The sequence below is a fragment of the Oceanobacillus alkalisoli genome, assembly GCF_022213125.1.
In the GTDB taxonomy this organism is placed as follows: domain Bacteria; phylum Bacillota; class Bacilli; order Bacillales; family Amphibacillaceae; genus Oceanobacillus; species Oceanobacillus alkalisoli.
This window is the reverse complement of sequence record NZ_JAKNRA010000017.1, coordinates 14,380-36,249: the sequence shown is the minus strand read 5'-3', so window position 1 is coordinate 36,249 and position 21,870 is coordinate 14,380. Positions and strand designations below refer to the sequence as shown.

General features: G+C 40.7%; 22 protein-coding genes and 1 pseudogene. 14 read left to right on the top strand and 9 right to left on the bottom strand.

Going from position 1 to position 21,870, the window contains the following annotated elements; genetic code table 11:
• The first annotated feature begins 38 nt into the window (after positions 1 to 38).
• Complete coding sequence (locus tag L3V42_RS16235; protein WP_238472468.1) at positions 39 to 611, top strand: Maf family protein; 573 nt, start codon at positions 39 to 41, stop codon at positions 609 to 611.
• A gap of 14 nt (positions 612 to 625) precedes the next feature.
• Here L3V42_RS16235 and L3V42_RS16230 read toward each other — a convergent pair.
• Positions 626 to 898: pseudogene (locus L3V42_RS16230) on the bottom strand (sugar phosphate isomerase/epimerase); the annotation flags it as partial.
• 185 nt (positions 899 to 1,083) lie between these two features.
• On the opposite strand from L3V42_RS16230, the gene L3V42_RS16225 reads away from it, so the two are divergent.
• The 6 genes from L3V42_RS16225 to L3V42_RS16200 all read left to right on the top strand — a co-directional run bounded on the left by L3V42_RS16225 (position 1,084) and on the right by L3V42_RS16200 (position 7,880).
• Positions 1,084 to 2,067: a LacI family DNA-binding transcriptional regulator gene (locus tag L3V42_RS16225; RefSeq protein ID WP_235763801.1), complete on the top strand. Its 984-nt coding sequence runs from the start codon at positions 1,084 to 1,086 to the stop codon at positions 2,065 to 2,067.
• Positions 2,068 to 2,230: 163 nt separating this feature from the next.
• A complete protein-coding gene (locus tag L3V42_RS16220) occupies positions 2,231 to 3,034 on the top strand; it encodes a sugar phosphate isomerase/epimerase family protein (protein WP_238472467.1) in 804 nt (267 codons plus the stop codon).
• Between the two features lie 10 nt (positions 3,035 to 3,044).
• Positions 3,045 to 4,031 (top strand): Gfo/Idh/MocA family protein, encoded by a 987-nt coding sequence (locus L3V42_RS16215; RefSeq protein ID WP_238472466.1) that lies wholly within the window; start codon positions 3,045 to 3,047, stop codon positions 4,029 to 4,031.
• A gap of 191 nt (positions 4,032 to 4,222) precedes the next feature.
• Positions 4,223 to 5,215 carry an ABC transporter substrate-binding protein gene (locus L3V42_RS16210; RefSeq protein WP_235763804.1) on the top strand — a complete coding sequence of 331 codons (993 nt, stop codon included), beginning with the start codon at positions 4,223 to 4,225 and terminating at the stop codon, positions 5,213 to 5,215.
• A gap of 80 nt (positions 5,216 to 5,295) precedes the next feature.
• Positions 5,296 to 6,816, top strand: a complete 1,521-nt coding sequence (locus tag L3V42_RS16205; RefSeq protein WP_235763805.1) for a sugar ABC transporter ATP-binding protein — start codon at positions 5,296 to 5,298, stop codon at positions 6,814 to 6,816.
• The gene (locus tag L3V42_RS16200; RefSeq protein WP_235763806.1) at positions 6,813 to 7,880 is read left to right on the top strand and encodes an ABC transporter permease; all 1,068 of its coding nucleotides are present in this window, start codon (positions 6,813 to 6,815) and stop codon (positions 7,878 to 7,880) included. Before L3V42_RS16205 ends, L3V42_RS16200 begins: the two co-directional genes overlap by 4 nt.
• A 57-nt stretch (positions 7,881 to 7,937) precedes the next feature.
• Here L3V42_RS16200 and L3V42_RS16195 read toward each other — a convergent pair whose 3' ends face one another.
• The 6 genes from L3V42_RS16195 to L3V42_RS16165 all read right to left on the bottom strand — a co-directional run bounded on the left by L3V42_RS16195 (position 7,938) and on the right by L3V42_RS16165 (position 13,239).
• Positions 7,938 to 8,330, bottom strand: coding sequence for a hypothetical protein (locus tag L3V42_RS16195; protein WP_235763807.1), 393 nt, complete (start codon positions 8,328 to 8,330; stop codon positions 7,938 to 7,940).
• 96 nt (positions 8,331 to 8,426) lie between these two features.
• A complete protein-coding gene (locus tag L3V42_RS16190; RefSeq protein ID WP_238472465.1) occupies positions 8,427 to 9,809 on the bottom strand; it encodes a sensor histidine kinase in 1,383 nt (460 codons plus the stop codon).
• Positions 9,806 to 10,486 carry a response regulator transcription factor gene (locus L3V42_RS16185; RefSeq protein WP_235763809.1) on the bottom strand — a complete coding sequence of 227 codons (681 nt, stop codon included), beginning with the start codon at positions 10,484 to 10,486 and terminating at the stop codon, positions 9,806 to 9,808. Before L3V42_RS16185 ends, L3V42_RS16190 begins: the two co-directional genes overlap by 4 nt.
• 105 nt (positions 10,487 to 10,591) lie before the next feature.
• Positions 10,592 to 11,263 (bottom strand): ABC transporter ATP-binding protein, encoded by a 672-nt coding sequence (locus tag L3V42_RS16180; protein WP_235763810.1) that lies wholly within the window; start codon positions 11,261 to 11,263, stop codon positions 10,592 to 10,594.
• Between the two features lies 1 nt (position 11,264).
• Positions 11,265 to 12,299, bottom strand: a complete 1,035-nt coding sequence (locus L3V42_RS16175) for an ABC transporter permease (protein ID WP_238472464.1) — start codon at positions 12,297 to 12,299, stop codon at positions 11,265 to 11,267.
• Between the two features lie 604 nt (positions 12,300 to 12,903).
• Positions 12,904 to 13,239, bottom strand: a complete 336-nt coding sequence (locus tag L3V42_RS16165; protein WP_235763812.1) for a DUF4363 family protein — start codon at positions 13,237 to 13,239, stop codon at positions 12,904 to 12,906.
• A gap of 49 nt (positions 13,240 to 13,288) precedes the next feature.
• Between L3V42_RS16165 and L3V42_RS16160 the strand changes: the two genes are divergently transcribed.
• The 6 genes from L3V42_RS16160 to L3V42_RS16135 all read left to right on the top strand — a co-directional run bounded on the left by L3V42_RS16160 (position 13,289) and on the right by L3V42_RS16135 (position 18,692).
• Positions 13,289 to 13,957, top strand: coding sequence for a YetF domain-containing protein (locus tag L3V42_RS16160; protein ID WP_238472463.1), 669 nt, complete (start codon positions 13,289 to 13,291; stop codon positions 13,955 to 13,957).
• Positions 13,958 to 14,130: 173 nt separating this feature from the next.
• Entirely contained in the window at positions 14,131 to 14,688 is a 558-nt protein-coding gene (locus L3V42_RS16155; protein ID WP_235763814.1) for a DoxX family protein, read from the top strand.
• Positions 14,689 to 14,885: 197 nt separating this feature from the next.
• Positions 14,886 to 15,947: a FecCD family ABC transporter permease gene (locus L3V42_RS16150; RefSeq protein WP_235763815.1), complete on the top strand. Its 1,062-nt coding sequence runs from the start codon at positions 14,886 to 14,888 to the stop codon at positions 15,945 to 15,947.
• Positions 15,944 to 16,705, top strand: coding sequence for an ABC transporter ATP-binding protein (locus tag L3V42_RS16145; RefSeq protein WP_238472462.1), 762 nt, complete (start codon positions 15,944 to 15,946; stop codon positions 16,703 to 16,705). The genes L3V42_RS16150 and L3V42_RS16145 overlap by 4 nt, the downstream gene beginning before the upstream one ends.
• Before the next feature lie 27 nt (positions 16,706 to 16,732).
• Entirely contained in the window at positions 16,733 to 17,740 is a 1,008-nt protein-coding gene (locus tag L3V42_RS16140; RefSeq protein ID WP_235763817.1) for an ABC transporter substrate-binding protein, read from the top strand.
• 4 nt (positions 17,741 to 17,744) lie between these two features.
• Positions 17,745 to 18,692: a ferrochelatase gene (locus L3V42_RS16135; RefSeq protein WP_238472461.1), complete on the top strand. Its 948-nt coding sequence runs from the start codon at positions 17,745 to 17,747 to the stop codon at positions 18,690 to 18,692.
• A gap of 425 nt (positions 18,693 to 19,117) precedes the next feature.
• Here L3V42_RS16135 and L3V42_RS16130 read toward each other — a convergent pair whose 3' ends face one another.
• The gene (locus L3V42_RS16130) at positions 19,118 to 19,984 is read right to left on the bottom strand and encodes an MBL fold metallo-hydrolase (RefSeq protein WP_238472460.1); all 867 of its coding nucleotides are present in this window, start codon (positions 19,982 to 19,984) and stop codon (positions 19,118 to 19,120) included.
• Entirely contained in the window at positions 19,981 to 21,396 is a 1,416-nt protein-coding gene (nhaC, locus tag L3V42_RS16125) for a Na+/H+ antiporter NhaC (RefSeq protein ID WP_235763820.1), read from the bottom strand. Before nhaC ends, L3V42_RS16130 begins: the two co-directional genes overlap by 4 nt.
• A 283-nt stretch (positions 21,397 to 21,679) precedes the next feature.
• Between nhaC and L3V42_RS16120 the strand changes: the two genes are divergently transcribed.
• Positions 21,680 to 21,856 (top strand): hypothetical protein, encoded by a 177-nt coding sequence (locus tag L3V42_RS16120; protein WP_235763821.1) that lies wholly within the window; start codon positions 21,680 to 21,682, stop codon positions 21,854 to 21,856.
• Positions 21,857 to 21,870: the final 14 nt, after the last annotated feature.

Here is a 21,870-nt window from a genome sequence, read left to right as displayed (position 1 = left end):
TAATGAAACGATACCCAATACATGCAGGAGGAAATGTGATGGCAAATAAACTAATCTTAGCCTCATCATCACCAAGAAGACAAGAACTGTTGCTTCAAGTAAAGATACCTTTTACGGTTCAAACTGCAAACATTGATGAATCACAGATCACTACAACAGACCCAATCGAGAAGGTAAAGCAACTAGCAATTTGGAAAGGTGAAAATATCCCGGTTCACCATCCCAACACAGTCGTCTTATCAGCTGACACGATCGTTTCTTATGAGCACACGATTTTTGAAAAGCCCCGTAATCAAACTGAAGCAAAGCAAATGATTTCTACTTTAAGCGATCAAGTCCATGATGTGTATACAGGTGTGATGATTCGTTCATTACAAAAGAAAACTGTTTTTGTGGAACGCACGAGTGTGGAGTTTTGGCCACTTAGTGAAGAAGAAATTGACGCGTATGTAGCAACAGAAGATCCTTATGATAAAGCTGGTGCATACGGCATTCAGAGTCTAGGTGCGATGTTTGTAAAACAGATTATCGGCGATTATTATACGGTAGTCGGCTTGCCGCTATCCCGGGTTGTGAGGGAATTACGAGATTTTGGGATCGTTATAGAGTAGAACCCACACAAAAAATCATCTGCCGCTTCCGCTATTTTCTTTTGCGGATGCAAAACATTTTTATGGCAACTTAAGGCGCTTACAATTAGTCCTCTGCTTTCAATCTTATTCCTAAATTCCTGTTGTTTTTGTTTATTGCCAAGCAGCTCATCAACCCTACAATGTGCATCACCGGGATGCCCGCCTGTCCCAAGTTCCACCGCTTCAACACCTTTAGCCGTAACATAATCAAGCATCTCTTCCAAGCCTTTAGCGGAAAACAATACAGTAAAAACACCTAGCTTCATCGAAACGCCTCCCTTTGTAATCCGTTACATTCATTATACATAAAAAGAACAAAGCCAAGCTAAAAGATTATATATTTCGAAAATAAACGTAATTTAGTATTGACAAACAACTCATTCGCCACTAAAATTAATTGTAATCGATTTCAATTCAGGATATTATACCCAAGAATAGAGGTAGAACGAACGTGGCAAACATACAACAAATTGCAAAAAAAGCAGGAGTTTCTGTTGCGACGGTATCAAGGGTTTTAAATAACGCTACCTCAGTCACTCCAAAAACAAGAAGTAAGGTGGAGCACGCAATCAATGAATTGAATTATGAGCCAAGTATGCTCGGGCGAAATTTAAGAAACTCAGAGAGCCGGCAAATACTCGTTTTACTGCCAGGTATCTCCAACCCGTTCTATTCGGAAATTATTAACGGGATTCAAACAACAGCCATTGCCAATAACTACAACATCCTTCTATGTGAAACAGATTCAAAGCCTGAGCGGGAAAATATTTACTTCAATATGGTCAAAAACAAACTGGCTGATGGCGTTATATCCATGGATCCCACCGTCAATATGAAGAAACTCAAAAAATTAGCTGAAAAACATCCCGTCATTCTCTGCAGTGAATATGAAAAAGGCGGCAGCATCCCCTACGTGACAATAGATAGTGAACTGGCAGCCTACCAAGTCGTCAAACACCTTATCCGTCTTGGCAATGAAAAAGTTGCCCTTATCAATTCCGATGAAAAATTTCTGTATGCAAGGTTACGCCGTTCAGGTTATGAACGTGCCTTAAAAGAATTTAATCTGCCTTTAAAAAGTGAATGGATTTATCATACGAAAAACCTCGATTTCCAACAAGGTGTCCAGGCAATGAGAATGCTGCTCCAGCTCGAGGAGAAACCGTCAGCTGTGTTCGCTGTTTCGGATACATTAGCAATCGGGGCGTTAAAAGCAATCAACTTAGAGCCAGGACATCCGAGTATTGCAGTTGTCGGTTTTGATAATATTAGTTTTTCGAATATGACTAATCCAACCTTAACGACCGTTTCCCAACCGATGCATCAAATGGGTTGTCTTGCCGTTGAGATGCTATTGAGCAAAATGAAAAATGAAAAAGTAGACAGCATTGTGTTGGAGCATGAATTGATCATTCGTGAATCAACCATGGGGTAGCAGTGATTCTTTTCATTTTAAGTAAAGGAGGTTTTGCTAATGAAATTCAATGTGGGTATCATTGGCTGCGGTTCCATTGCGCTTGAAACTTCTTTCTCATAACCCAAATTTTCCGAATAAACGCATAATTGGAGCGAAAAATGTATCATTTCAGGAGGATGACATGTTCCATAATCTTGCTATCAATTCAAATACGTATCATGGTTTTTCACTGGAACAAGCAATAAAAGGTGCAAGTAAAGCCGGCTTCAAACAAATCGAGCTAGCGGCAGTTGATCACACTCCCCACCTTTTAGCCGATATGACAGATACAGAACTCCAAGCAAAGAAAACATTGCTGGAAAGCTACGGAATGACCTGTATTGGAATAGGCGCGCACAGCAATCTATTGACCGATGCAGGTATCGAAAATTTACTCAACAGCATGAAGCTTGCAACGTATTTCAATTGCACCTATCTTATCACTTCCACCGGTGAAGCCCACGGAGATACAGACATTACGCATGATGAAAAATTGCTTATAAAAAACCTTGAACCGGTTTTGGATAAGTGCGAGGAACTAGGTCTCACACTGGCAATTGAGACACATGGCACTCATTTTGCAACTGGGAATTCTTTAAAAAAGTTAGCCCAACGGTTAAACAACCGCTTCACGATTAACTATGACACTGCAAATGTGATTTTTTACGGAGATGTGCTGCCGTATGATGATTTGACAACTTGTATAGACAGGGTGGCGTTTATCCATTTAAAAGATAAGCTTGGAAAGAATAAAGAGTGGAACTTCCCCGCAATCGGTGATGGTCATTTGGACTTCAAGCGCATTTTTCACGTTTTAGAATCAGGAAATTTCAACGGGCCAATCAGTGTCGAAATTGAGTTTACACCAGACGATCCAAAAACATTAGAAGAAGTAAATCATGCAGTGGAAAGATCCTTTTATTATCTCAAGCGATTACTAGAGTAGGAGAATCAGTATGTTAAAAATAGGACTTGCAGGTTTCGGTTTTATTGGAAAAACCCACCTGGAAGCTTACAAGAAGATTCCAAATGCTGAAGTGACAGCAATTTGTACGAGTGGCAACAAGGAAGGTCTAAACGATTTTACAGGAGCCATTTTTTCAAATTATGATGCACTTCTTAGACGAGAGGATATCGATGTTATTGATATTTGTGTACCGACGTATTTGCATGAGAGATATATTTTAAAAGCAGCAAAAGCAAAGAAACATATTATTTGTGAAAAGCCTCTCACCCTAAATGTAGAATCTGCCAACAGAATAATACATGCAGTGGAGAAAGCTGGAGTACGATTATTTGTTGGCCATCTCCTCCGCTTTTGGCCCGAATATCAGTGGATAAAAGCATTCAGTGGGACGATTGAACAGCATACAATCGATACGGTTTATGCCAAAAGACTAGGAACGCTGCCGAAATGGAGTGAATGGTTTAAGCACCCTGAAAAAAGTGGTGGGGCTCTTTTCGATCTTCATATTCACGACATTGATTTTATTTATCATTTACTTGGTGAAGCAAAGTCGGTATATGCGGTCGGTAAACAAAATTGTAATGAGGCATGGGATCATATCATGACAACACTAACCTTCAAAAATGGAACGAAGGCGTTTGCAGAAGCCTCCCACCGAATGCCTGCACACTTTCCATTTACGATGTCTCTACGCATGCAAGCGGACCAAAAGATGGTGGATTTTCAGTTGGAGGCTGGAGCAAATATTGAGCATATCAATAATAGCAGACTTATTCTCTACGACGATGAAAAAGCGACAAACGCAGAAGTTGCTGCAGGAGATGCTTTTCAAAATGAATTAGCCTATTTTATCGATTGCCTGGAGAATGACAATGCCAACGAAATCATACCGCTTCAGGATGTACGGTACGTTATCCACCTACTACAAGCAATTGAAACTTCACTGCGAACAGGTCGAGTCATCACTCTCGGATAAGATTAAACTGTCACACGAATCAACCATGGTTTTACGATTCATGAACATATTAATGAATTTCATAATACGTATTTAATGCTTCACCATCACCATATGTAGTTGAGTTGGTTCGTTCCCAACTACATATGGTGATGGGAAAGCCGACTTTGGTAATTATGAAATTCATTCATATATTAAAGGGGGTAATTTCATTGAAAAAGATATTAGGATCCATTGCTCTACTTTTACTCGCTGCCATTCTTGTCGCATGCGGGGTTGATGACACCGATTCAGGTACTACAGGAGAAAGTGATAATGAAAGTAATGAGAATGGAGATTCCGGCGACAAGTATAAAGTCGGAATTCTTGCACCCGCAGTAACCCACGGCTGGGTCGCAGCAGTTGCTTATCATGCCGAAGCGCGGGCAGAGGAATTGTCGGATGAGATTGACTATCAGATTCACACAAGTAATGATGCATCAGAAATGACTTCGCAATTGGATGACTTGAAAACATGGGGAGCAGAAGTAATTGTCGCTTTCCCGCAATGGGAAGGGATGGAAGTCCCGATTCAGCAGGCAATGGATGAGGGGATTGAAATTGTAAACTTCGATATCGTCATTGATGTGGATGGTGTCTACCGGGTTGCTGGTGACAACTATGATATGGGTGTTCAAGGTGCCAATTATATTGCAGATAAAATTGGCACAGAAGGTGAAGTTGTCGTTTTGGAAGTACCTTCTGCCGGGTCTGTTTCGGATTTAAGGACAGCCGGATTCATGGAAACAATTGAAGAAATTGCACCTGATTTAACAATCCACACCTATGCAACGCAGTTTACAAGAGAAGACGGCCTAGCTGACTTTGCCGATATTTTAACAAGTTTAAATAAGATTGATGCTGTGTATTCACTCGATGATGAAACTTCAATCGGTGTCCTCCAAGCAATCGGTGAAGCCGGAAGAGATGATATCCAGGTCGTTACGGGCGGTGGCGGCATGCAAGAATACTTTAATATGATGCCGGATAATGAAGACATTTGGATTCAATCTGCGCTTTACAGTCCAGCAATGGTGAAAGATGCTGTCGACGTCGCCCTTGATCTATTAAAAGGAAATGATGTAGAAGCAGAAACGATTATCCCAACAACTGTTGTAGACAGAGATAACTACGAAGAATTCCTTGATGACGAATCACCTTATTAAACAAGCAATGGACATAAAAAACTGAAGGGTTATAGATTGTTTGTAACCCTTCCTCCCCAACCTGCCCGGAGGTGATGATAATGAAAGTCGAGATGCAAAACATACGAAAATCTTTTGGCAGCAATGATGTGTTAAAAGATGTGAGCTTTTCCATTCAAGGTGGTGAAATATGTGCCCTCCTCGGTGAAAATGGAGCTGGGAAATCAACTTTAATGAATATTCTCGGCGGTGTCATACAGAAAGATTCCGGTTCTATATTAATCGACGGAAAAAGAATAGGTTTTGAAAAACCCGCGGATTCGATTGATGCAGGAATTGCTTTCATCCATCAAGAGCTGAACTTAGTCAATGATTTGCCGATCTATGAAAACATGTTTCTCGGACGCGAACTGAAAACCAAACGCGGAAGTTTGGATTTACAAGAGATGTATCGTAAAACGGCGGAGATCTTTGAGCGGATGAACGTGGATTTAGATCCCCGGAAAATGGTCAGAGATTTGGATGCTTCCTATAAGCAAATCGTTGAAATTTGCCGGGCAATGATGACTAATTCCTCCATCATTATTATGGATGAACCGACCACTTCCTTAACAGACGCAGAGGTTAGTCGAGTTTTTACCATGATGAAAACGATGCAGGATCATCAAGTCGGGATTATTTTCATCTCCCATAAACTGAATGAAGTTATGCAAATTTGTGACCGCTATCTTGTCCTTCGTGATGGTTTATTAGTTTCAGAAGGGAATGTTAGCGGGGTAACAACGAAAGATCTCGCTAGTTATATGGTTGGATTTGATGTACGGACCGAATCCCTGAGAAGAGAAAAGGATCCGGATGATATTGGTGAAGAAGTTTTACGCGTAGAAGGATTAACAGATGAAGAACATTTTCGCGATATAAACTTCACTGTACATGCTGGGGAAATTATTGGCGTTACTGGACTTCTTGGTGACGGACGCAGCGAGCTTTTCCAAGCAATTTTCGGGGCTGATACGTATCGAACCGGAAAACTATATTTATATGGCAATGAAATCAAGATAGCGAATACATATCAAGCTATCAAAGCAGGAATTGCCTACCTCCCCCGCAATCGAAAGGAAAATGCGATTCTCAAGGATATGACTATCTTTGAAAATGCATCCATTTCTACATGGTCGATGTTTTCGAGACGCGGGATTATTAATACGCGCAAGCACCGTGATGTCTTTGAGCAGCAACGCAATACATTACGCTTGAAGATGGGAGAGTTAACGGATAGTATTATGAGCCTTTCCGGCGGGAATCAGCAAAAGGTCGTTTTATCAAAATGGCTCGCTACGAATCCGCGGGTATTGATCTTAGATAATCCTACCCAAGGAGTTGACGTCGGTGCAAAAGAAGATATATACGATATCATTATCAAACTAGCTGAGGAGAATATTGCAATCATTGTACTTTCCAGTGAAGCTCAAGAGATCATCCGAGTCTGTGACCGAGCACTTGTCATGTATCACGGAGTTATTCAAGGGGAAGTAAGTGGCAACGACATGGATGAACAGACAATTATGCGTCTTGCAACTGGTGGCGAGCCCGAGCTAAAAAGGAGTGAACAGCAAATATGATGCCGAATCCAGAAATGACACCTCCTGTTAACAATAACAAGAAACGAAACGTTAAAGAATGGTTCCAGCATAAATGGGCGAATGATCCATTGTTTAGTATCTTAATCGCTCTTATTATCATGGTTATTCTACAGACTTTAACGCTAGGTTTTGATTATGACTCTATTGGCCAGTGGTTCCAGGCCTGGACAAATAACTGGATCAATATTTTAAGAAATAATGCTGGTGTCGGGATTGTTGCATTAGGGATGACGTTTGTCATTATGACTGGAGGAATCGACTTATCTGTAGGCTCCACCCTTGTCATTACAGGTGCATTTGCCATGTATTTACTTGATACGGGCGCAAGTGGAATCTTAGGCGAGATTGGGATTACCGGAACACCTGCAATTTTTCTTACGATTCTGCTCGTACTCGCTTTCGGTTATTTGTTGGGAGCACTTATTGGTGTGTCCATTACGAAAGGGCTCGTCCCTCCTTTTATCGCAACATTAGGAGCAATGATGATTTTCCGGAGTGTAACCCAGCATTTTACACAAGGGTATAATACAACGGTTCCAACGGAGTTTTTACAAATAGCCAGTTTTAAACTTGGCAACCTTATGATTATGCCTATCATTTATTGGGCAGTTATTGCAGCTATCCTCTATTACGTCTCGAAAAGGACTACATTCGGCAGACAAATCATCGCCGTCGGATCGAACGAAAGAGCCGCTCGATTATCCGGGGTGAATGTCAATAAAGTAAAATTACGTGTATATGCGCTAATGGGGCTGCTAGTTTCCATCGCTGCAATTATCCAAGTATCCCGAATTGGTTCCATGGATTTTTCCAATGCGGGGCGTGGAATGGAAATGGACGCGATTGCAGCTGCTGTCGTCGGAGGAACGCATATGCTTGGTGGACGCGGCTTTGTGCTTGGAACAGTATATGGCATGTTGATTATCGCTGTCATGAATAATTTGTTGAACCTGTTTGGTGTCCCTCCCTTCTTACGGGAAGCATTTAAAGGCTTCATTGTTATTGTCGCTGTCCTGCTACAGAGAAAGAGTGAGAGTTCATGAAAAAACAGGAAGATGACCTTTGCCTTGCAGTCAAAGAATCCTCTTCCTGTTTATCGATTAACCTTCTATTCTATTAAAAATCGTCATAAAGAAAAACACAATATAACTGATCAGTAATGTTACTCCGCCGCCAATATAAATAATAAGCAGGACAGCTTCTGGTAATTCAAACGGCTTCACCATGTATAACCACATGCCGATTGAGAGGCCAACTGATCCAATAATTGCACACCAGACATGGACTTTCGCCAATACAGGAGTAGAGGGCTTGAATACCTTATAATATACTGCCCAAGCAAAAAGACTTAACCAGCCAGCGACTAGAATATGAGCGTGGACCGGGCGGAATGCATACGAACCTGCCCCAGCCATATGTGCTCCGAGAATCGCTCCAACTACACCGAAAGCAGCTGCTAATCGCAACAATAATAAACTATACTTATTATACATAGAAAATCCTCTCCAATTCATTCATCATACGTGCTTTTTTCATCTACCTCTTTAATTTACAGCAATAATATGAATAGAAAATGAATTGGATTAAACTTATTTACCATTAGGTAACTTCACCGTGAAAACAGTGCCTTCTCCTTCTCTGCTGTCCACCTGAATCGAGCCATCATGTAATTTAATAATTGTCCACACAATCGATAAGCCGAGTCCCGTTCCTTCGACTGTTCTTGTCCTCGATGTATCAGCCCGGTAAAATCGATCAAAAATCCTCTCTATCTCTGTATGTTCAAGCCCGATTCCCGTATCTTCAAACGTAACGATAACCGCTTCATCTTTTTCTTCAATGGATAGGTTAATGCTCCCATCCGGCTTATTATATTTAATCGCATTTGATAACAGGTTATCCCAAACCGTATTCAATAAAGCTGGGTCCCCGTTCCATTCAATATCCGGTAATGTGTACGCCAGCATGAGTCCTTTTTCATTAATCTGCCACTGATAATTACGGACTAACTCTTTCAACTGCTCCCCGAGGTTGAATGTTTTCCGCTTCACCAGATCATCGCTGCGATCCAATGATGCAAGAAGCAATAATTGATCCGTCATACTGGATAGCCGTTTTATCTCTCCATTAATGATTGAAATATACTCACCCTTCTCTTCGTCACGAATCGATTCGTTTTCCAGCAAGTTCGTATAGCCTTTAATATTAGATAAGGGTGACTGGATATCGTGAGAGATATTGGAAATGAATTCCTTCCGTACATCATCCATTTGTTCTAACTTTTTTGCCATTTGAACAAAGCTTTGTGAAAGCACTCCGAGTTCATCACTCCGTTTTGTCTCGATTTCCACATTAAAGTTCGCCTCCGCGAGCGATTTCGTTGCCGCTGTCAACTCAGATATCGGCTTCACTAAATATTTCGTACTGATTGCAACTAAAATAATACTTAACAGTATCGTCAGCACAAGCAGCCAGGCAAAAAGAAAATGCATTTCATTGAAAAGCAGTTTAATATCCGGTCTTAGGAACAGTGCATAATTTTCCCCGTCATGCGTGATTGGAACACCAATTGTATTCTTTAATTCATTTGCAAAAAAGCCAGTCACAAATGTTTCTTGGGGAAATTCAAGGATACCATGATATACTTCCCCGTTTAAAACTTGTTCCACCGTTTGTTCCGCAAGGCTCTCATCCCTGAATTCCGCTCCGTAAAAATCTCCTTCACGAAAATCATCAACTAAGTACATCTGATAACCGACAGATGCAATACTTTCTAAGTACTCGGTCAGATTGATATTTGGATACTCATCAATATAAGATTTAATCGATTCAGCGATTGTTGTAATTTTTTCATCGTTTTCTGGCTTTAATTTTTGCTGATAATACATATTGGATAGGATAAAAGCTAAAATACTGCTGAAAATCATAATCCCAATGGTAGCAACAACCAGCTTGACATAAAGCGTCCTCATGTGTGTTTCGCCTCGAGTAAATAGCCAACTCCTCTGACTGTTTTTATTTGGAAGTCATCGGTCCATGTTGAAAACCGTTTCCTAAGCCGCTTAATATGCACATCTACTGTGCGATCATCTCCCTCATAATCAAAACCCCAAATCTGCTCAATGAGGTGCTCGCGGGTAAATGCCTGCATTGGATGTGACATAAGGAAATAGAGCAGTTCAAACTCTTTTAAAGGTAAAAGCATGGTTCGGTCTCCCGCCTTTACTTCATATGTCCTTTTATTTATCGTCGTTTCACCGAACCGGATGATAAATTCATCCTGTTCATTATAATAAAGGCGCAACAACGCTTTAATCCGGAATTCCAATTCCTTTGGCTCAAACGGCTTCACGAGATAATCATCTGTTCCCGCCTGGAATCCTTGCTCCTTATCATCGATTTGGCTTTTAGCTGTCAGCAAGATGACAGGAATATTGTACCGTCTCCTAATTTCTTTCGTGAGTTCATATCCATCCATAAACGGCATCATCACGTCAACAACCGCTAAATGACAGTTCTCTTCATGGAGAATTTCTAATGCTTCGATTCCATCCTTTGCTTCCAAGACGTTATATCCTTGTTCTGATAAGTGAATGGAAACAAGATTCAAGATATGTTTATCATCATCTACAATTAAAATAGTTGTCATTGTATTAACTCCCATATAAATAGTTTCTTTAACCAAACTGTACAGAAAAAAACAGCCCTGTGCAATACCAAGGGCTGGATGGAAAATATGAATGAACGGGGATCATTAGATGATCCCATCACTCATTTTAACCACATGATCTACAAATTCAAGCATCTCTTCATCATGCGTCACCATCAAGGTCGTGATCTGCTCACTTTTCGTCAGTTCGCGAATCAGTCCCATAATATCCTTCGACCGCTTGGAATCCAAGCTTGCTGTCGGTTCATCGGCAAACAGGATTTTAGGTTTATGAATCATCGCCCTGGCAATGGCAATCCGCTGCTTCTCTCCGCCTGACATGGAAGCTGGATATGCATTTTTCCGGTGGCTCATTCCTACTAAGTCTACCATTCGATCCACTTCTTTTTTCTGCTGCTGTTTCGTTAATTTCGACTCGGATACCTCGAGCATAAGCAGAAGTTGTTCTTCCGCTGTAAGAAATGGAACAAGATGGGCAAATTGAAACACAAACCCGAATTGACTCGCCCGGATTTTACGGATTTGTTCCTGATTCATTCCGGTTAAATATTCACCGCCCACGATTATTTGACCGTCTGATGCTTCCTGCAGTCCTGCCGCTATCGTGAGCAAGGTGCTTTTGCCAGATCCGGATGCCCCGACCAGTGCTGTCACTTCTCCTTCCTGAAGCGAGAGATTAATCCCTTTTAATATCTCTTCTTCCACTTCACCATTCGTAAACGTTTTTCTTACTTCATCCATTGTCAGTATCGCCATGTTAAATTCCTCCTTGCTGGATTGCCTGTAATGGATTGACCTTTTTTATTTGGATCCCTGATAACGTGGAACCAATAAATCCAATAATAAGGAAAATAATCGATAATTGAATTGTTGTTCCAACCGGTAAGCTAAAAGGCATCCCTTCCGGCGCAATTTGATTAAATAACTGACTCAGTGCAATCGATAATCCAAGGGCCATCAGTGTAATGAAGATCATTTGTGTCCACATCATTTTAAATAGACTACTTGTTTTGTAACCTATTGCTTTCAAGATTCCGTACAGACCAATTTTTTGCACGTTCATCATATAAAAGAAAATGCCAAACAACATCCCGCTAATCACGGCTAGAAACCAGACAATCATATTTAATGACAGCTGCTCCGCACTGAAGCTTGGAATCGTATTTAAAAATTCATCCTTTGTAAAAGCTTGCAGTCCGCTGACTGATTCAGCAGTTTCCCCGTCCGGTACGAAGACTAGCTGCATTTCCTCTATCCGGTACATTTCCTGATAATTTTCCATATGGATAAAAGCAACAGGCGCATGGCTGAATTTCTCTTGATCCACGAAACCTTTTACAGTAAACTCACCACTAAATTGATTATTCGTCAGTGTATCCCCAATCCGAATACCTTTCTCCTCCAGCGAACGGTCCAAGATAACTTCCCCATTCCCTACTTCAGGGAAATTTTCCGTTGGGCTTGAGGTGACAAAGGCTACACTTTGCTGTTTGTCGTCCGCATCATGTAGAAAACCCATCTGAATCGACAATGCAGTAGCATTTTCCTCTTTTTCCAGTAACTCTTCTTGTGTACTCGCGTCAATTCTTGATAAATTATATGTCTCTTCTGCATCTTCACTCATATAAAACTGCCCATCCGGCAAATCTTTAATCAGAGCCGCATTATCCTGCGACAACCCATTTGCTAGCCCCGATATAATAAATGTCAGTAAACTAACGAGAAAAACAATCAAACCCAATATTAGAAACCTTACCTTATTCTTCTTCATCTCTTTCCAAGCAAGATTCATCCTCATTCCTCCAAACTCAAAATCTCATTAACATGAATGAATTTCATAATTACCAAAGTCAGCTTCACCATATGTAGTTGGGAACGAACCAACTCAACTACATATGGTGATGGCGAAGCATTAAATACGTATTATGAAATTCATTAACCTAAGAATACAACCAAAAGATGAATAGAAAATGAACAGACCAGGACACTGGGACATGGGGTCAAAGTTGTAGTCCCGATTGCCAGACATCTGAAAATAATAATTTTTTACGGAATAAGGCATATTATTAAAAAAGGAGGGGCCATGTTGGATTTCCCGAGGATTCATACTAATTTCCAGGGATGGTGTCATTGCTGTTCCAATTGTTGTTATATTAACCCAAAGCTTTAAACTTTTTCCGATTCCCAGGACCTATTTCCCCACGATAACAAGCATTATCGGGTTTATTATTTCCATATTCATCAGTCACCGAGGCAATTTGTGGGCTGGGCTTTTTAAAGGCAGCTTTTACGGAGCTGCAGCTGTTGGAACCTATTCTTCTTTAAAAACAGCTTGGATCGCTCTTAGACAAAAAAGACCAAACGAGGTTTAGGAAAAACCTAAGCCTCGTTCGTCATCATAAGGAATAAATATCCTCGATGTATGTGTGAATAATCGACAATTCCATTCGAATGTTCGCCTCATCTTCCCCTTTTCCTGCAGCAATTAGCTTATTGATCGCTTCATATAAGCTTTCATATTCATCTTCATCTCCCAAAAATTGTAATTTCCATTTATCTTTTTTAAATAATCGCTTCAGTTCCTCCGACTTTATGACAACTTCCTCCCAATCCTGTGCTTCCATCTGCTGCTCTATTTCATTAATCTGGTCATAAAAATTCTGACCACCGATATTAACTTCACAACCGACTAGCAATATAAATAAACAAATAAGGCCGACTATTTTTCCCAAAGGAAAGTCTCTCCTTTTTCTAATGAATTGATATGCATAGCTGGCGGAATTGGTTTTAATATTACTTCGGTCGATTGCAGCATTTTTATTATTATTTCTTATGGCAAGATTAATGGGGAAAAAACAAATTTCTCAGCTGACCTTTTTCGATTACTGTGTCGGAATAACAATCGGTTCGATCGCTGCAACGATGTCTGTCGACCAGAATCTAAAAGCATTAAACTGCCTCATGTCTTTATTTGTTTGGGGACTCTTCCCTATTCTCCTCTCTTATCTCGGAATGAAATCCAATGCATTCTCCAACCTGACCGACGGAAAGCCAACCATTCTAATAGAAAACGGTGAGATTTTGGATAAAAATATGCGGAAAAGCCTCATGAACCTTAATGAATTAATGCTTTTATTAAGGGAGAAAAATGTGTTTAAAATATCCGAGGTGGAAATGGCTGTTTTGGAAACGAATAGGAAGTTAAGCATCCTGTTGAAAACGGATAAACAACCAGTAACTGCATCGATGTTAAATATCCCAGTCATCCGGGAGCACGGGCCGAACATTTTAATTATGGACGGGAAAGTCATGAAAAGAAGCATGGAAAAACTAGGTTTCACCGTGGAATGGTTACAGGAAGAAATAAAAAAGCAAGGTGCTCAACACGTCAGCGATGTATTTTTAGCGCAACTGGACTCAACGGGACAATTGTATATTGACTTGTATTAACCTTCTAACTCCACTCATGTTTAATTCAAACGATAGACAGGGTATGCAGTAATAGGAAAACATTTATTTCGCTTCTTTTTTCATTTTAATTTTCAAATAAATGTTGCTAATCTAGCGAAATCAATGTAGAATGAACTTGTTCATACATTCACAAGACATGAGGAGGAATTCAAATGGTTCAATTAAAAGACCATGGTCGCGGTACAGAAGTCATCATTGAAGAAAATCCGTTATCAAGATGGTTATTCACCAATACGAAATCGGCTTGGATTTGGCTTATATTACGGCTTTATCTTGGTTATTCATGGCTTACTGCAGGATTCGGCAAGGTCACAAACGAAGCTTGGACTGGCGCTGAAGCTGGGACAGCCCTCAGAGGTTATATGGCGGGTGTTATGGCACTGGCAGAAGAAGGTGGAGTAGCTGGCTGGTACGTCTGGTTTCTGGATAACTTTGTCATTCCGAACGCTACGATATTCTCCTACATGGTCGCTTGGGGAGAAGTATTGGTCGGACTCGGATTAATTGTCGGGTTACTAACCGGTATCGCTGCATTTTTCGGAGCACTAATGAATATGTCATTTTTACTTGCAGGAACCGTCAGCGCAAACCCAATCATGCTTTTGATCGCAATCCTCTTAATCCTTGCCTGGAAAGTAGCCGGGTGGTATGGGCTTGACCGCTGGGCATTACCGGCTTTAGGGACACCTTGGAAAGTAAGGAATAAATAAACTTAAAAAATCAAACGGACAGCTTTTTTCTACTAAAGTGGATGAAACGCTGTCCTTTTTGCATCTGTTTCAATTATGAATGATTCCGCACACTCGTAGTAAAAACAAGAAGGATATGCTCCTATTTGCTATAATGGTAATTCAAACAAAATAAAAGGCAACTACCATTCGAGAGGAGTACATATTGAAGGTGTTTTATGAATAAATTAACTGTTAAATGGAAGCGTAGTCGTGTATTTAAAACAACGATCACATTAATAATGATGACCATTATTCTTGCTGTTGCTTTTATCGTTGGTGTGTCGCTCGGACCAATCTCCATTCCGTTTAAAGAAACGATTATGATCTTTTTACATAAGCTGCAGCTCACTAATTATGCCGGATTCACGGAGCAACAATGGGTCGTCATTACGGAAGTACGCCTCCCCCGCGTGCTTGTCGCGAGCTTCGTCGGTGCTGCATTAGCAGTTGCTGGTGTTGCCATGCAAGGGTTATTTCGCAATCCACTCGTCGAACCTGGTTATATCGGGGTCTCCAGTGGTGCTGCACTTGGTGCGGTTTCTGCGATATTCTTTGGCTGGTCTGCAATCAATGAGTGGTTCCTGCCACTGTCCGCATTTATTGGTGCCCTTTTTGCGATGTTCGTCATTTTACTCGTCTGGAGAGCAACGAACCAGCGGAGTATTGCGGTATTACTTTTACTCGGTATCGGCGTCAATTCCTTTTTCTCAGCCGTTATGAACGTACTAGTCGCTACATCAAAAAATGAACAGGAGTTACGGGGCATCGTTTTTTGGCTGCAAGGAGGTCTTGAAGCAAGGACATGGGAACACGTCCTCATCATCTCCATTCCAATTACACTCGGTATCTTTATTTTATTTTTATTTGGCAGCCAGTTAAATATGATGCTGCTTGGTGAAGATCATGCAAAAACTTCTGGGATCAATACACGGGTTACTCGTAATCTTGTACTTACCGTTGCAGCCTTGATTACAGGCGCAGCTGTTGCTGTTAGTGGTATTATCGGTTTTATCGGGCTTGTTGTTCCCCATATTCTAAGACTTGCAGTCGGACCGGATCACCGGCTCCTCTTACCGGCAAGTGCACTTGGCGGGGCAGCATTTCTCATTTTCGCTGACTTGATCTCACGAATGGTCATCCAGCCGATTACATTACAAGTCGGTGTCGTGAGCGCTCTAATCGGAGCACCATTATTTGTCTTTCTCATTATTAGAGCATACAAAGGAGTGTCACTATGATTGATGTTACGAATTTACAAGTTACGCTCGGAGACAAAACAATTTTAAAAAACATCCATTTTCATGTCACAGCCGGGGAATTTATCGGTCTAATCGGTCCAAATGGCAGTGGAAAAACGACATTACTAAAAACAATCGCTCACTTAATCGCTTCTAAAAATGGAAATATAAAAATTGCCGGTAAAGATCAGAAAGCTTTTTCCCACAAGGAGATGGCCCGGCATTTAAGTTATGTTCCCCAAGATACACATATCGATTTCAATTTTAATGTAAAAGAGATTGTTTCAATGGGAAGACATGCTCATCGTGAATTCTTACAACCGAGCCCAGCAGATGATGAGATTATTAAAGAAGTGATGGTTGCAACGAATACATGGCGCTTTCGGAATAATTCCATTTTAAATTTATCCGGCGGCCAGCGCCAGCTCGTCTTCATCGCTAAGGCACTCGCACAAGATGCACCGATTATCTTGCTGGATGAACCTGTATCTGCTCTCGACATCTATTATCAAATGCATATTTTAAAATTGCTCAAAACGCTCACATCTCGTGGTAAAACGGTCGTCACCGTACTACATGACTTAAATCTCGCTGCCCGATTTTGCGAGAAGCTCCTTCTACTGCGGAATGGTCAAGTCGAAGCATATGGGCATTCCAATGAAGTATTAACCGAAGAAAGATTAAAAGAGACATACCATATCGATGCAAAAGTACGACAGGATAAATTAATCCAAGCATTAAATGTAACCCCACTTTAAATAGCAGAACTTACGAGGAGGAAAACAATGAAAAGAAGTCTTTATATGTTAAGTAGTATTTTATTTCTCGCTTTATTTCTGTTCGCTTGCGGGTCGACGGACCGTTCGAATACAGAGGAAGCAGATGACAATACTGGTGAAACAGAAGAAACGAATGAAACGGAAACCGAAGACTTTCCAGTTACGGTGGAGCATGATGGTGAAGATATAACGATTAATGAAAAACCGGAAAGCATTTTACCGCTATCCCTTGATGTTACGGAAATCTTACTTGAGCTTGTCGATCCAAGTAGAGTTGTCGCCATCTCTAGTTCTGCCGAGGACAAGCACTTATCTACACATACGGACAAGGCAGAAGAAATTCCGAATCGCGTTTCTACCGCTGCATATATCGACCCTGAAGAAGTCTTAGCCTATGAAACAGATTTACTTTTACTGACGAAGATGCATGGGCAAGAAGAAGATGCAAGCAGTATTTTAAGTGAAATTGACCTCCCTATTATTACGTTTGATACAATGGGGACGCTCGCCGAGTTCATGGAAAACATCGAAGTAATCGGCCAAGCTGTTGGAGAAACAGACAAAGCAACTGCGCTGGTTGAACAGATGGAAAATGATCTTGACGCAATTCAAAGCAACATACCGGAAGATCAGGAAGCACCATCCGTCTTAGTTCTTTCAGAAGTCGGAGCAGGAACCGGACCATTTATGATGGGACCAGGAAATATTTCGTATGACTTGATCCAATTAGCCGGTGCAACTCCTGCAGTGGATGAAATCGGCTTAGAAGGCTCCAGCCCTGCCTCCATCGAACAAGTGATGAAGATGGATCCTGATTATATTTTCCTGTTAGACTTTTTCGGTAGAGGGGAGGAAGATTTCACTGAATTGAGTGAGAATCCAGGCTGGAGCAGCCTTCAAGCAATTAAAAACGACCAAGTTAAGATGCTTGATGTCAAATACTTGATGAATCCGAACGTGGAAGTATTGGAAGGCCTTGAGATTATGGTCGATTGGATATATGGATTGGAGTGATTCAATGAATATTCTCGTTTTATTTAGTTATGGAAGTCTCACGTCAATTGATGATGTCGCCGGCTTTTACAATGATATTTATCATGGAACGGCTACAGAAGAAAATATCGCTGCAGGAATCCGCACATATGATGCACACGGCATGGCCGATCCGCTAGGCGCTAATACTGCACGCATTGGCCAGGCATTAGTAAAGAAATTAAGGGAAGAATCCGATGAAACGTGGAAGGTCTATGTAGCCAACCATCACACAGAACCATCGATTCAAACCGTTGCGGAGGAGTGTATTAAGCTAAACCCGAAACGAATCGCAACATTCAGTCTGACACCGTTTGATTCCCTTACCGGAAGTAATGCATATGCAAAGCGATTCACTAAATTATTCCGGGAAAAAAATAAACAAACGGACATCATCCATGTGGCACCCTACTGTGACCATGACCAATTTGTCGAAGTCTTATCCGACCGTGCGAAAACGGCTTACGAATGGCTGCCAGAATCGGAACGGAATCAGGCTGAGATTGTGTTCACGGTCCATAGCAAGCCCGGTGTCCCAAAAGCACATCAAACAATGATTTCTCAATATGAAACCTTGGCTAAAAAGGTTGCCGACTCTCTTCCTCTTAAAAATTATCACCTGGCATACAGAAGCGGTAAACCACTCCCCCAGCGCTGGTTAGGACCAGATGTACTTGATGTAATCGATGAGCTACATGCAAAAGAAGTTCCAGCTATTATCTTTATTGAAGCACTGTCCGTTATTGAAAACCTGGAAGCGATCCAGGAGATTACAACGGATGCGATCAATAAAGCGAAGGGGCTGGGAATGAGTGCCGTGCAAAGTGAATATTTGAACGACAGTGCGGATTTTGTTGATGCGTTATTTGAACATCTATCAGCAGAGTTGAAGATTGAGACTGGGGAAAAGTCAGTTTCCATTTCATTTAAATAGTCGATACAAATTTAAAAATCCTTTCCTCCTTGTTGGGGAAAGGATTTTTTACTTTAATGGCTCTGTTAAAGTTTAATTTTCTAACAGTACAACCGTTTAAAAATGAATGATAAATACTTTAATGAATTTCATAATATGTATTTAATGCTTCACCATCACCATATGTAGTTGAGTTGGTTCGTTCCCAACTACATATGGTGATGGAAAAGTAGACTTTGGTAATGATGAAATTCATTCCTATAATATGTATTTAAATGCGAAAATAAAGGTAATTTCAGGAAGAGCCAATTTATAAAAGGGGGAGGGATTTACGGACTGTTTATCCCCCCACCTTCACATTTTGAGTTTCCTTCATGTTTAAAGGTGGGGTATTACAGACCGTTAATGCGTGATAAACGTTTAAATTGGCTAATGAACACTTCCCGTTACAGCCTAAATTCCATCCCCTCATCAGCAATATAAAAACCCTTTGCTTCCATTTCTCTTCTCAAGAGTCCATCCTCATTCAATACCGGATTGGAATGGTTCAAATGGATAAAATATATTTCCGTTTCTTCTGTTAAATCTCGAAGTCTCTCCATTGTTTCTGTCATTAATGGATGTGGGATTTGCCTGAAATCACGATTGATATGTGCCAAATCCTCTGGAGAATGAAACGTTCCATCCAGAAAACAGATATCCGCTTCCTTCGCTAGCTCGTAAATATCAATATCCCATTCGTCCCAACGATCAATATCAGGTATAAATAAAACCTTTTTATTCAGGCCTTCTATCCAAAAAGCAACAGTCTCCGAGAATTCATTACGATGTGGAACAAGGATTGGTGTTATTGTTGTCTCATTTGATAAGTAAACAGCTTCTTTTTCCTTTAATTCCTGGATAGAAACATTTTCATTCGCGACCAATTGGCTCCATGGTGCATCCGATTCAAGCAACTTTTTCATCTTTGGTCCTGCCATTACGGTTAAGCGATGGGAATTGATCGTTTCTTTGCCTAAAAACATGAGACCAGGATAATGTCCAATATGGGCATGAGTTAGGAAAACACTGCTCATCAGCTGTGACTCCATTCCATATCTCAATTGAAACCGAGCTATTTGTTCTCTCATATCAGGTGTTGCATCAATTAAATGCCACTTATGTTCCGCTGGTAAAAATATTGCTAGTGATGTTGCTGTTCTCTTAAAATTTGAATCTGCTAAAGCTCGTCTACAATTTTCACAAAAACAATTCGGATGCGGCAACCCTCCATCTTGAGCAGTACCTAGCACACTTAAAATGACTTCACTCATAAACTAATTTTCCTTTCATGCTGCAACTTTTCGTGATTGTAATCTTTTCTTGTAATCGTCCACCCTGTAAAACCAAACAACAAGTTCATCAATGGAACAAGGTATATAAAGAATGCATACGGTATGTACTCCCACGGACTTACTCCAAGAATCCCCGTTGCAAACACAGCCGGCACACTCCAAGGGATAAGATTGATTCCAACTGTTCCCATCGACTCTACCGTTCTTGATAAATTTTTTGTATCAATATTCATTTCTTTATATTTATCGACAAAAGTTCTTGCCGGCAAAATAACTGCTAAGAATTGTGCACCACTTGCTAGTGCAACAATAAATGTTGTTAATAGAGTAGAAGCAATTAATGTTCCAGTTGTTCTTACTTTCTCTAACATCCTGTTGGTCAACACTTTAAATGACCCGGTTCCTTCCAGAATACCACCAAAAGCTGTGGCGATAATTAGTATGCCAACCGTCTCAAGCATGGATGTAAGCCCACCGCGGTTTAATAGAGAATCAACTGCTTCGACGCCCGTTTCGCTTACGAAGCCGCTCGTCATAAATTGCACAATAGATGACACCGAGCTACCTTGGACAAGCCCTGCGATAATAGCGCCGAGGAAACCTACTCCCATTAATGTCGGTAGAGCTGGTACACGTTTTATCATTAAGAAGACCGTAATAACTGGTAGTAAGAGTAATAACGGATGAATCACAAAAGCATCATTTAATCCCGAGAGAAAGACGTCAATCAAGCTGGTTTCCAGGCCAATAGCCGTTACTTCAAAGCTTCCAAACAACCAAAATAATACGAAAGATAGCAAGAATGCTGGAATTGTATCCCATAGCATATGCTTCACATGGCTAAATAAATCTGTTTCAACCATAGCCGCAGCAACGTTTGTCGTGTCTGATAAGGGAGAGAGCTTATCACCGAAATATGCTCCTGAAACGATTGCACCAGCGATTAATGCTGGTGAAAAACCTAATACCTCGCCAATCCCCATAAAAGCTAATCCAACAGTCGCTATTGCCGTAAAGGACGTCCCTAAAGTGATCGAAACAATGCCTGTTATAAGGGCCGTGATCGGAACAAACCATGCCGGGTTGATCAGCATCATTCCATAATAAATCATCGTCGGTATCGTACCGCTCGCTATCCAGGAACCTATGATCATCCCAATTGTTAATAAAATAAACACTGCGGGTAAAGCTCTGCTCACACCATCGACCATCATTTTCTGAACCTCATTCCATTCCCATCCAGCAGTGATGGCAATGGCCGCAGCTAAAATTACCCCAATAATTAGTGGAATACTCATCCCAGCATCCCATATGAAGATAGAACCTGCCGCAGCAGCAATCAAACCAATTAATGGAACGAGTGATTTCGTAAAGGTTATATTTTTCTTCATGTTGCCCTCCGTTCGTTTCATCATAAGCTAGTTTACTTCTGTTCATTACATATGTAGAATATAAAAGTCCAAAAAATCACTCATGAAATACTTTAGTGAATTAACGCGTTTATCCAATGATGTATTAATATTACTAAATGATAAGCAATTTACCGTTATTAGTCAACCAATCTATCATTGCAAACCATTATAACCACGGACAGAATAGAGGATTATCTTTTGATTTGCAATGGGAATTAATTTAAAATTCTGTTAAAATAGAAGTAAGAAAGGAGGGTTGAAAATGCCTCATCATAAAGAGCAGAAGATTATCGTGGATAAGACAATGGAAACACGCTCACAAGAAATCGCCGACATGATTAATGAAGGCGGCCTCGGATCAGATGAATATTATGTCATTTTTAAACAACAATACGATTTGAATCAACAAGAAACTGGAAATACAAATCATCCAGCATAATGTTAACCAGCCAG

Excerpts from the sequence above, each read along its gene's own strand:
- L3V42_RS16235 (WP_238472468.1), top strand. The coding sequence starts at position 39 with ATGGCAAATAAACTAATCTTAGCCTCATCATCACCAAGAAGACAAGAA.
- L3V42_RS16220 (WP_238472467.1), top strand. The coding sequence starts at position 2,231 with ATGTTCCATAATCTTGCTATCAATTCAAATACGTATCATGGTTTTTCA.
- L3V42_RS16215 (WP_238472466.1), top strand. The coding sequence starts at position 3,045 with ATGTTAAAAATAGGACTTGCAGGTTTCGGTTTTATTGGAAAAACCCAC.
- L3V42_RS16205 (WP_235763805.1), top strand. The coding sequence starts at position 5,296 with ATGAAAGTCGAGATGCAAAACATACGAAAATCTTTTGGCAGCAATGAT.
- L3V42_RS16200 (WP_235763806.1), top strand. The coding sequence starts at position 6,813 with ATGATGCCGAATCCAGAAATGACACCTCCTGTTAACAATAACAAGAAA.
- L3V42_RS16195 (WP_235763807.1), bottom strand. The coding sequence starts at position 8,330 with ATGTATAATAAGTATAGTTTATTATTGTTGCGATTAGCAGCTGCTTTC.
- L3V42_RS16190 (WP_238472465.1), bottom strand. The coding sequence starts at position 9,809 with ATGAGGACGCTTTATGTCAAGCTGGTTGTTGCTACCATTGGGATTATG.
- L3V42_RS16185 (WP_235763809.1), bottom strand. The coding sequence starts at position 10,486 with ATGACAACTATTTTAATTGTAGATGATGATAAACATATCTTGAATCTT.
- L3V42_RS16180 (WP_235763810.1), bottom strand. The coding sequence starts at position 11,263 with ATGGCGATACTGACAATGGATGAAGTAAGAAAAACGTTTACGAATGGT.
- L3V42_RS16175 (WP_238472464.1), bottom strand. The coding sequence starts at position 12,299 with ATGAATCTTGCTTGGAAAGAGATGAAGAAGAATAAGGTAAGGTTTCTA.
- L3V42_RS16155 (WP_235763814.1), top strand. The coding sequence starts at position 14,131 with ATGGTTCAATTAAAAGACCATGGTCGCGGTACAGAAGTCATCATTGAA.
- L3V42_RS16150 (WP_235763815.1), top strand. The coding sequence starts at position 14,886 with ATGAATAAATTAACTGTTAAATGGAAGCGTAGTCGTGTATTTAAAACA.
- L3V42_RS16145 (WP_238472462.1), top strand. The coding sequence starts at position 15,944 with ATGATTGATGTTACGAATTTACAAGTTACGCTCGGAGACAAAACAATT.
- L3V42_RS16140 (WP_235763817.1), top strand. The coding sequence starts at position 16,733 with ATGAAAAGAAGTCTTTATATGTTAAGTAGTATTTTATTTCTCGCTTTA.
- L3V42_RS16135 (WP_238472461.1), top strand. The coding sequence starts at position 17,745 with ATGAATATTCTCGTTTTATTTAGTTATGGAAGTCTCACGTCAATTGAT.
- L3V42_RS16130 (WP_238472460.1), bottom strand. The coding sequence starts at position 19,984 with ATGAGTGAAGTCATTTTAAGTGTGCTAGGTACTGCTCAAGATGGAGGG.
- nhaC (WP_235763820.1), bottom strand. The coding sequence starts at position 21,396 with ATGAAGAAAAATATAACCTTTACGAAATCACTCGTTCCATTAATTGGT.
- L3V42_RS16120 (WP_235763821.1), top strand. The coding sequence starts at position 21,680 with ATGCCTCATCATAAAGAGCAGAAGATTATCGTGGATAAGACAATGGAA.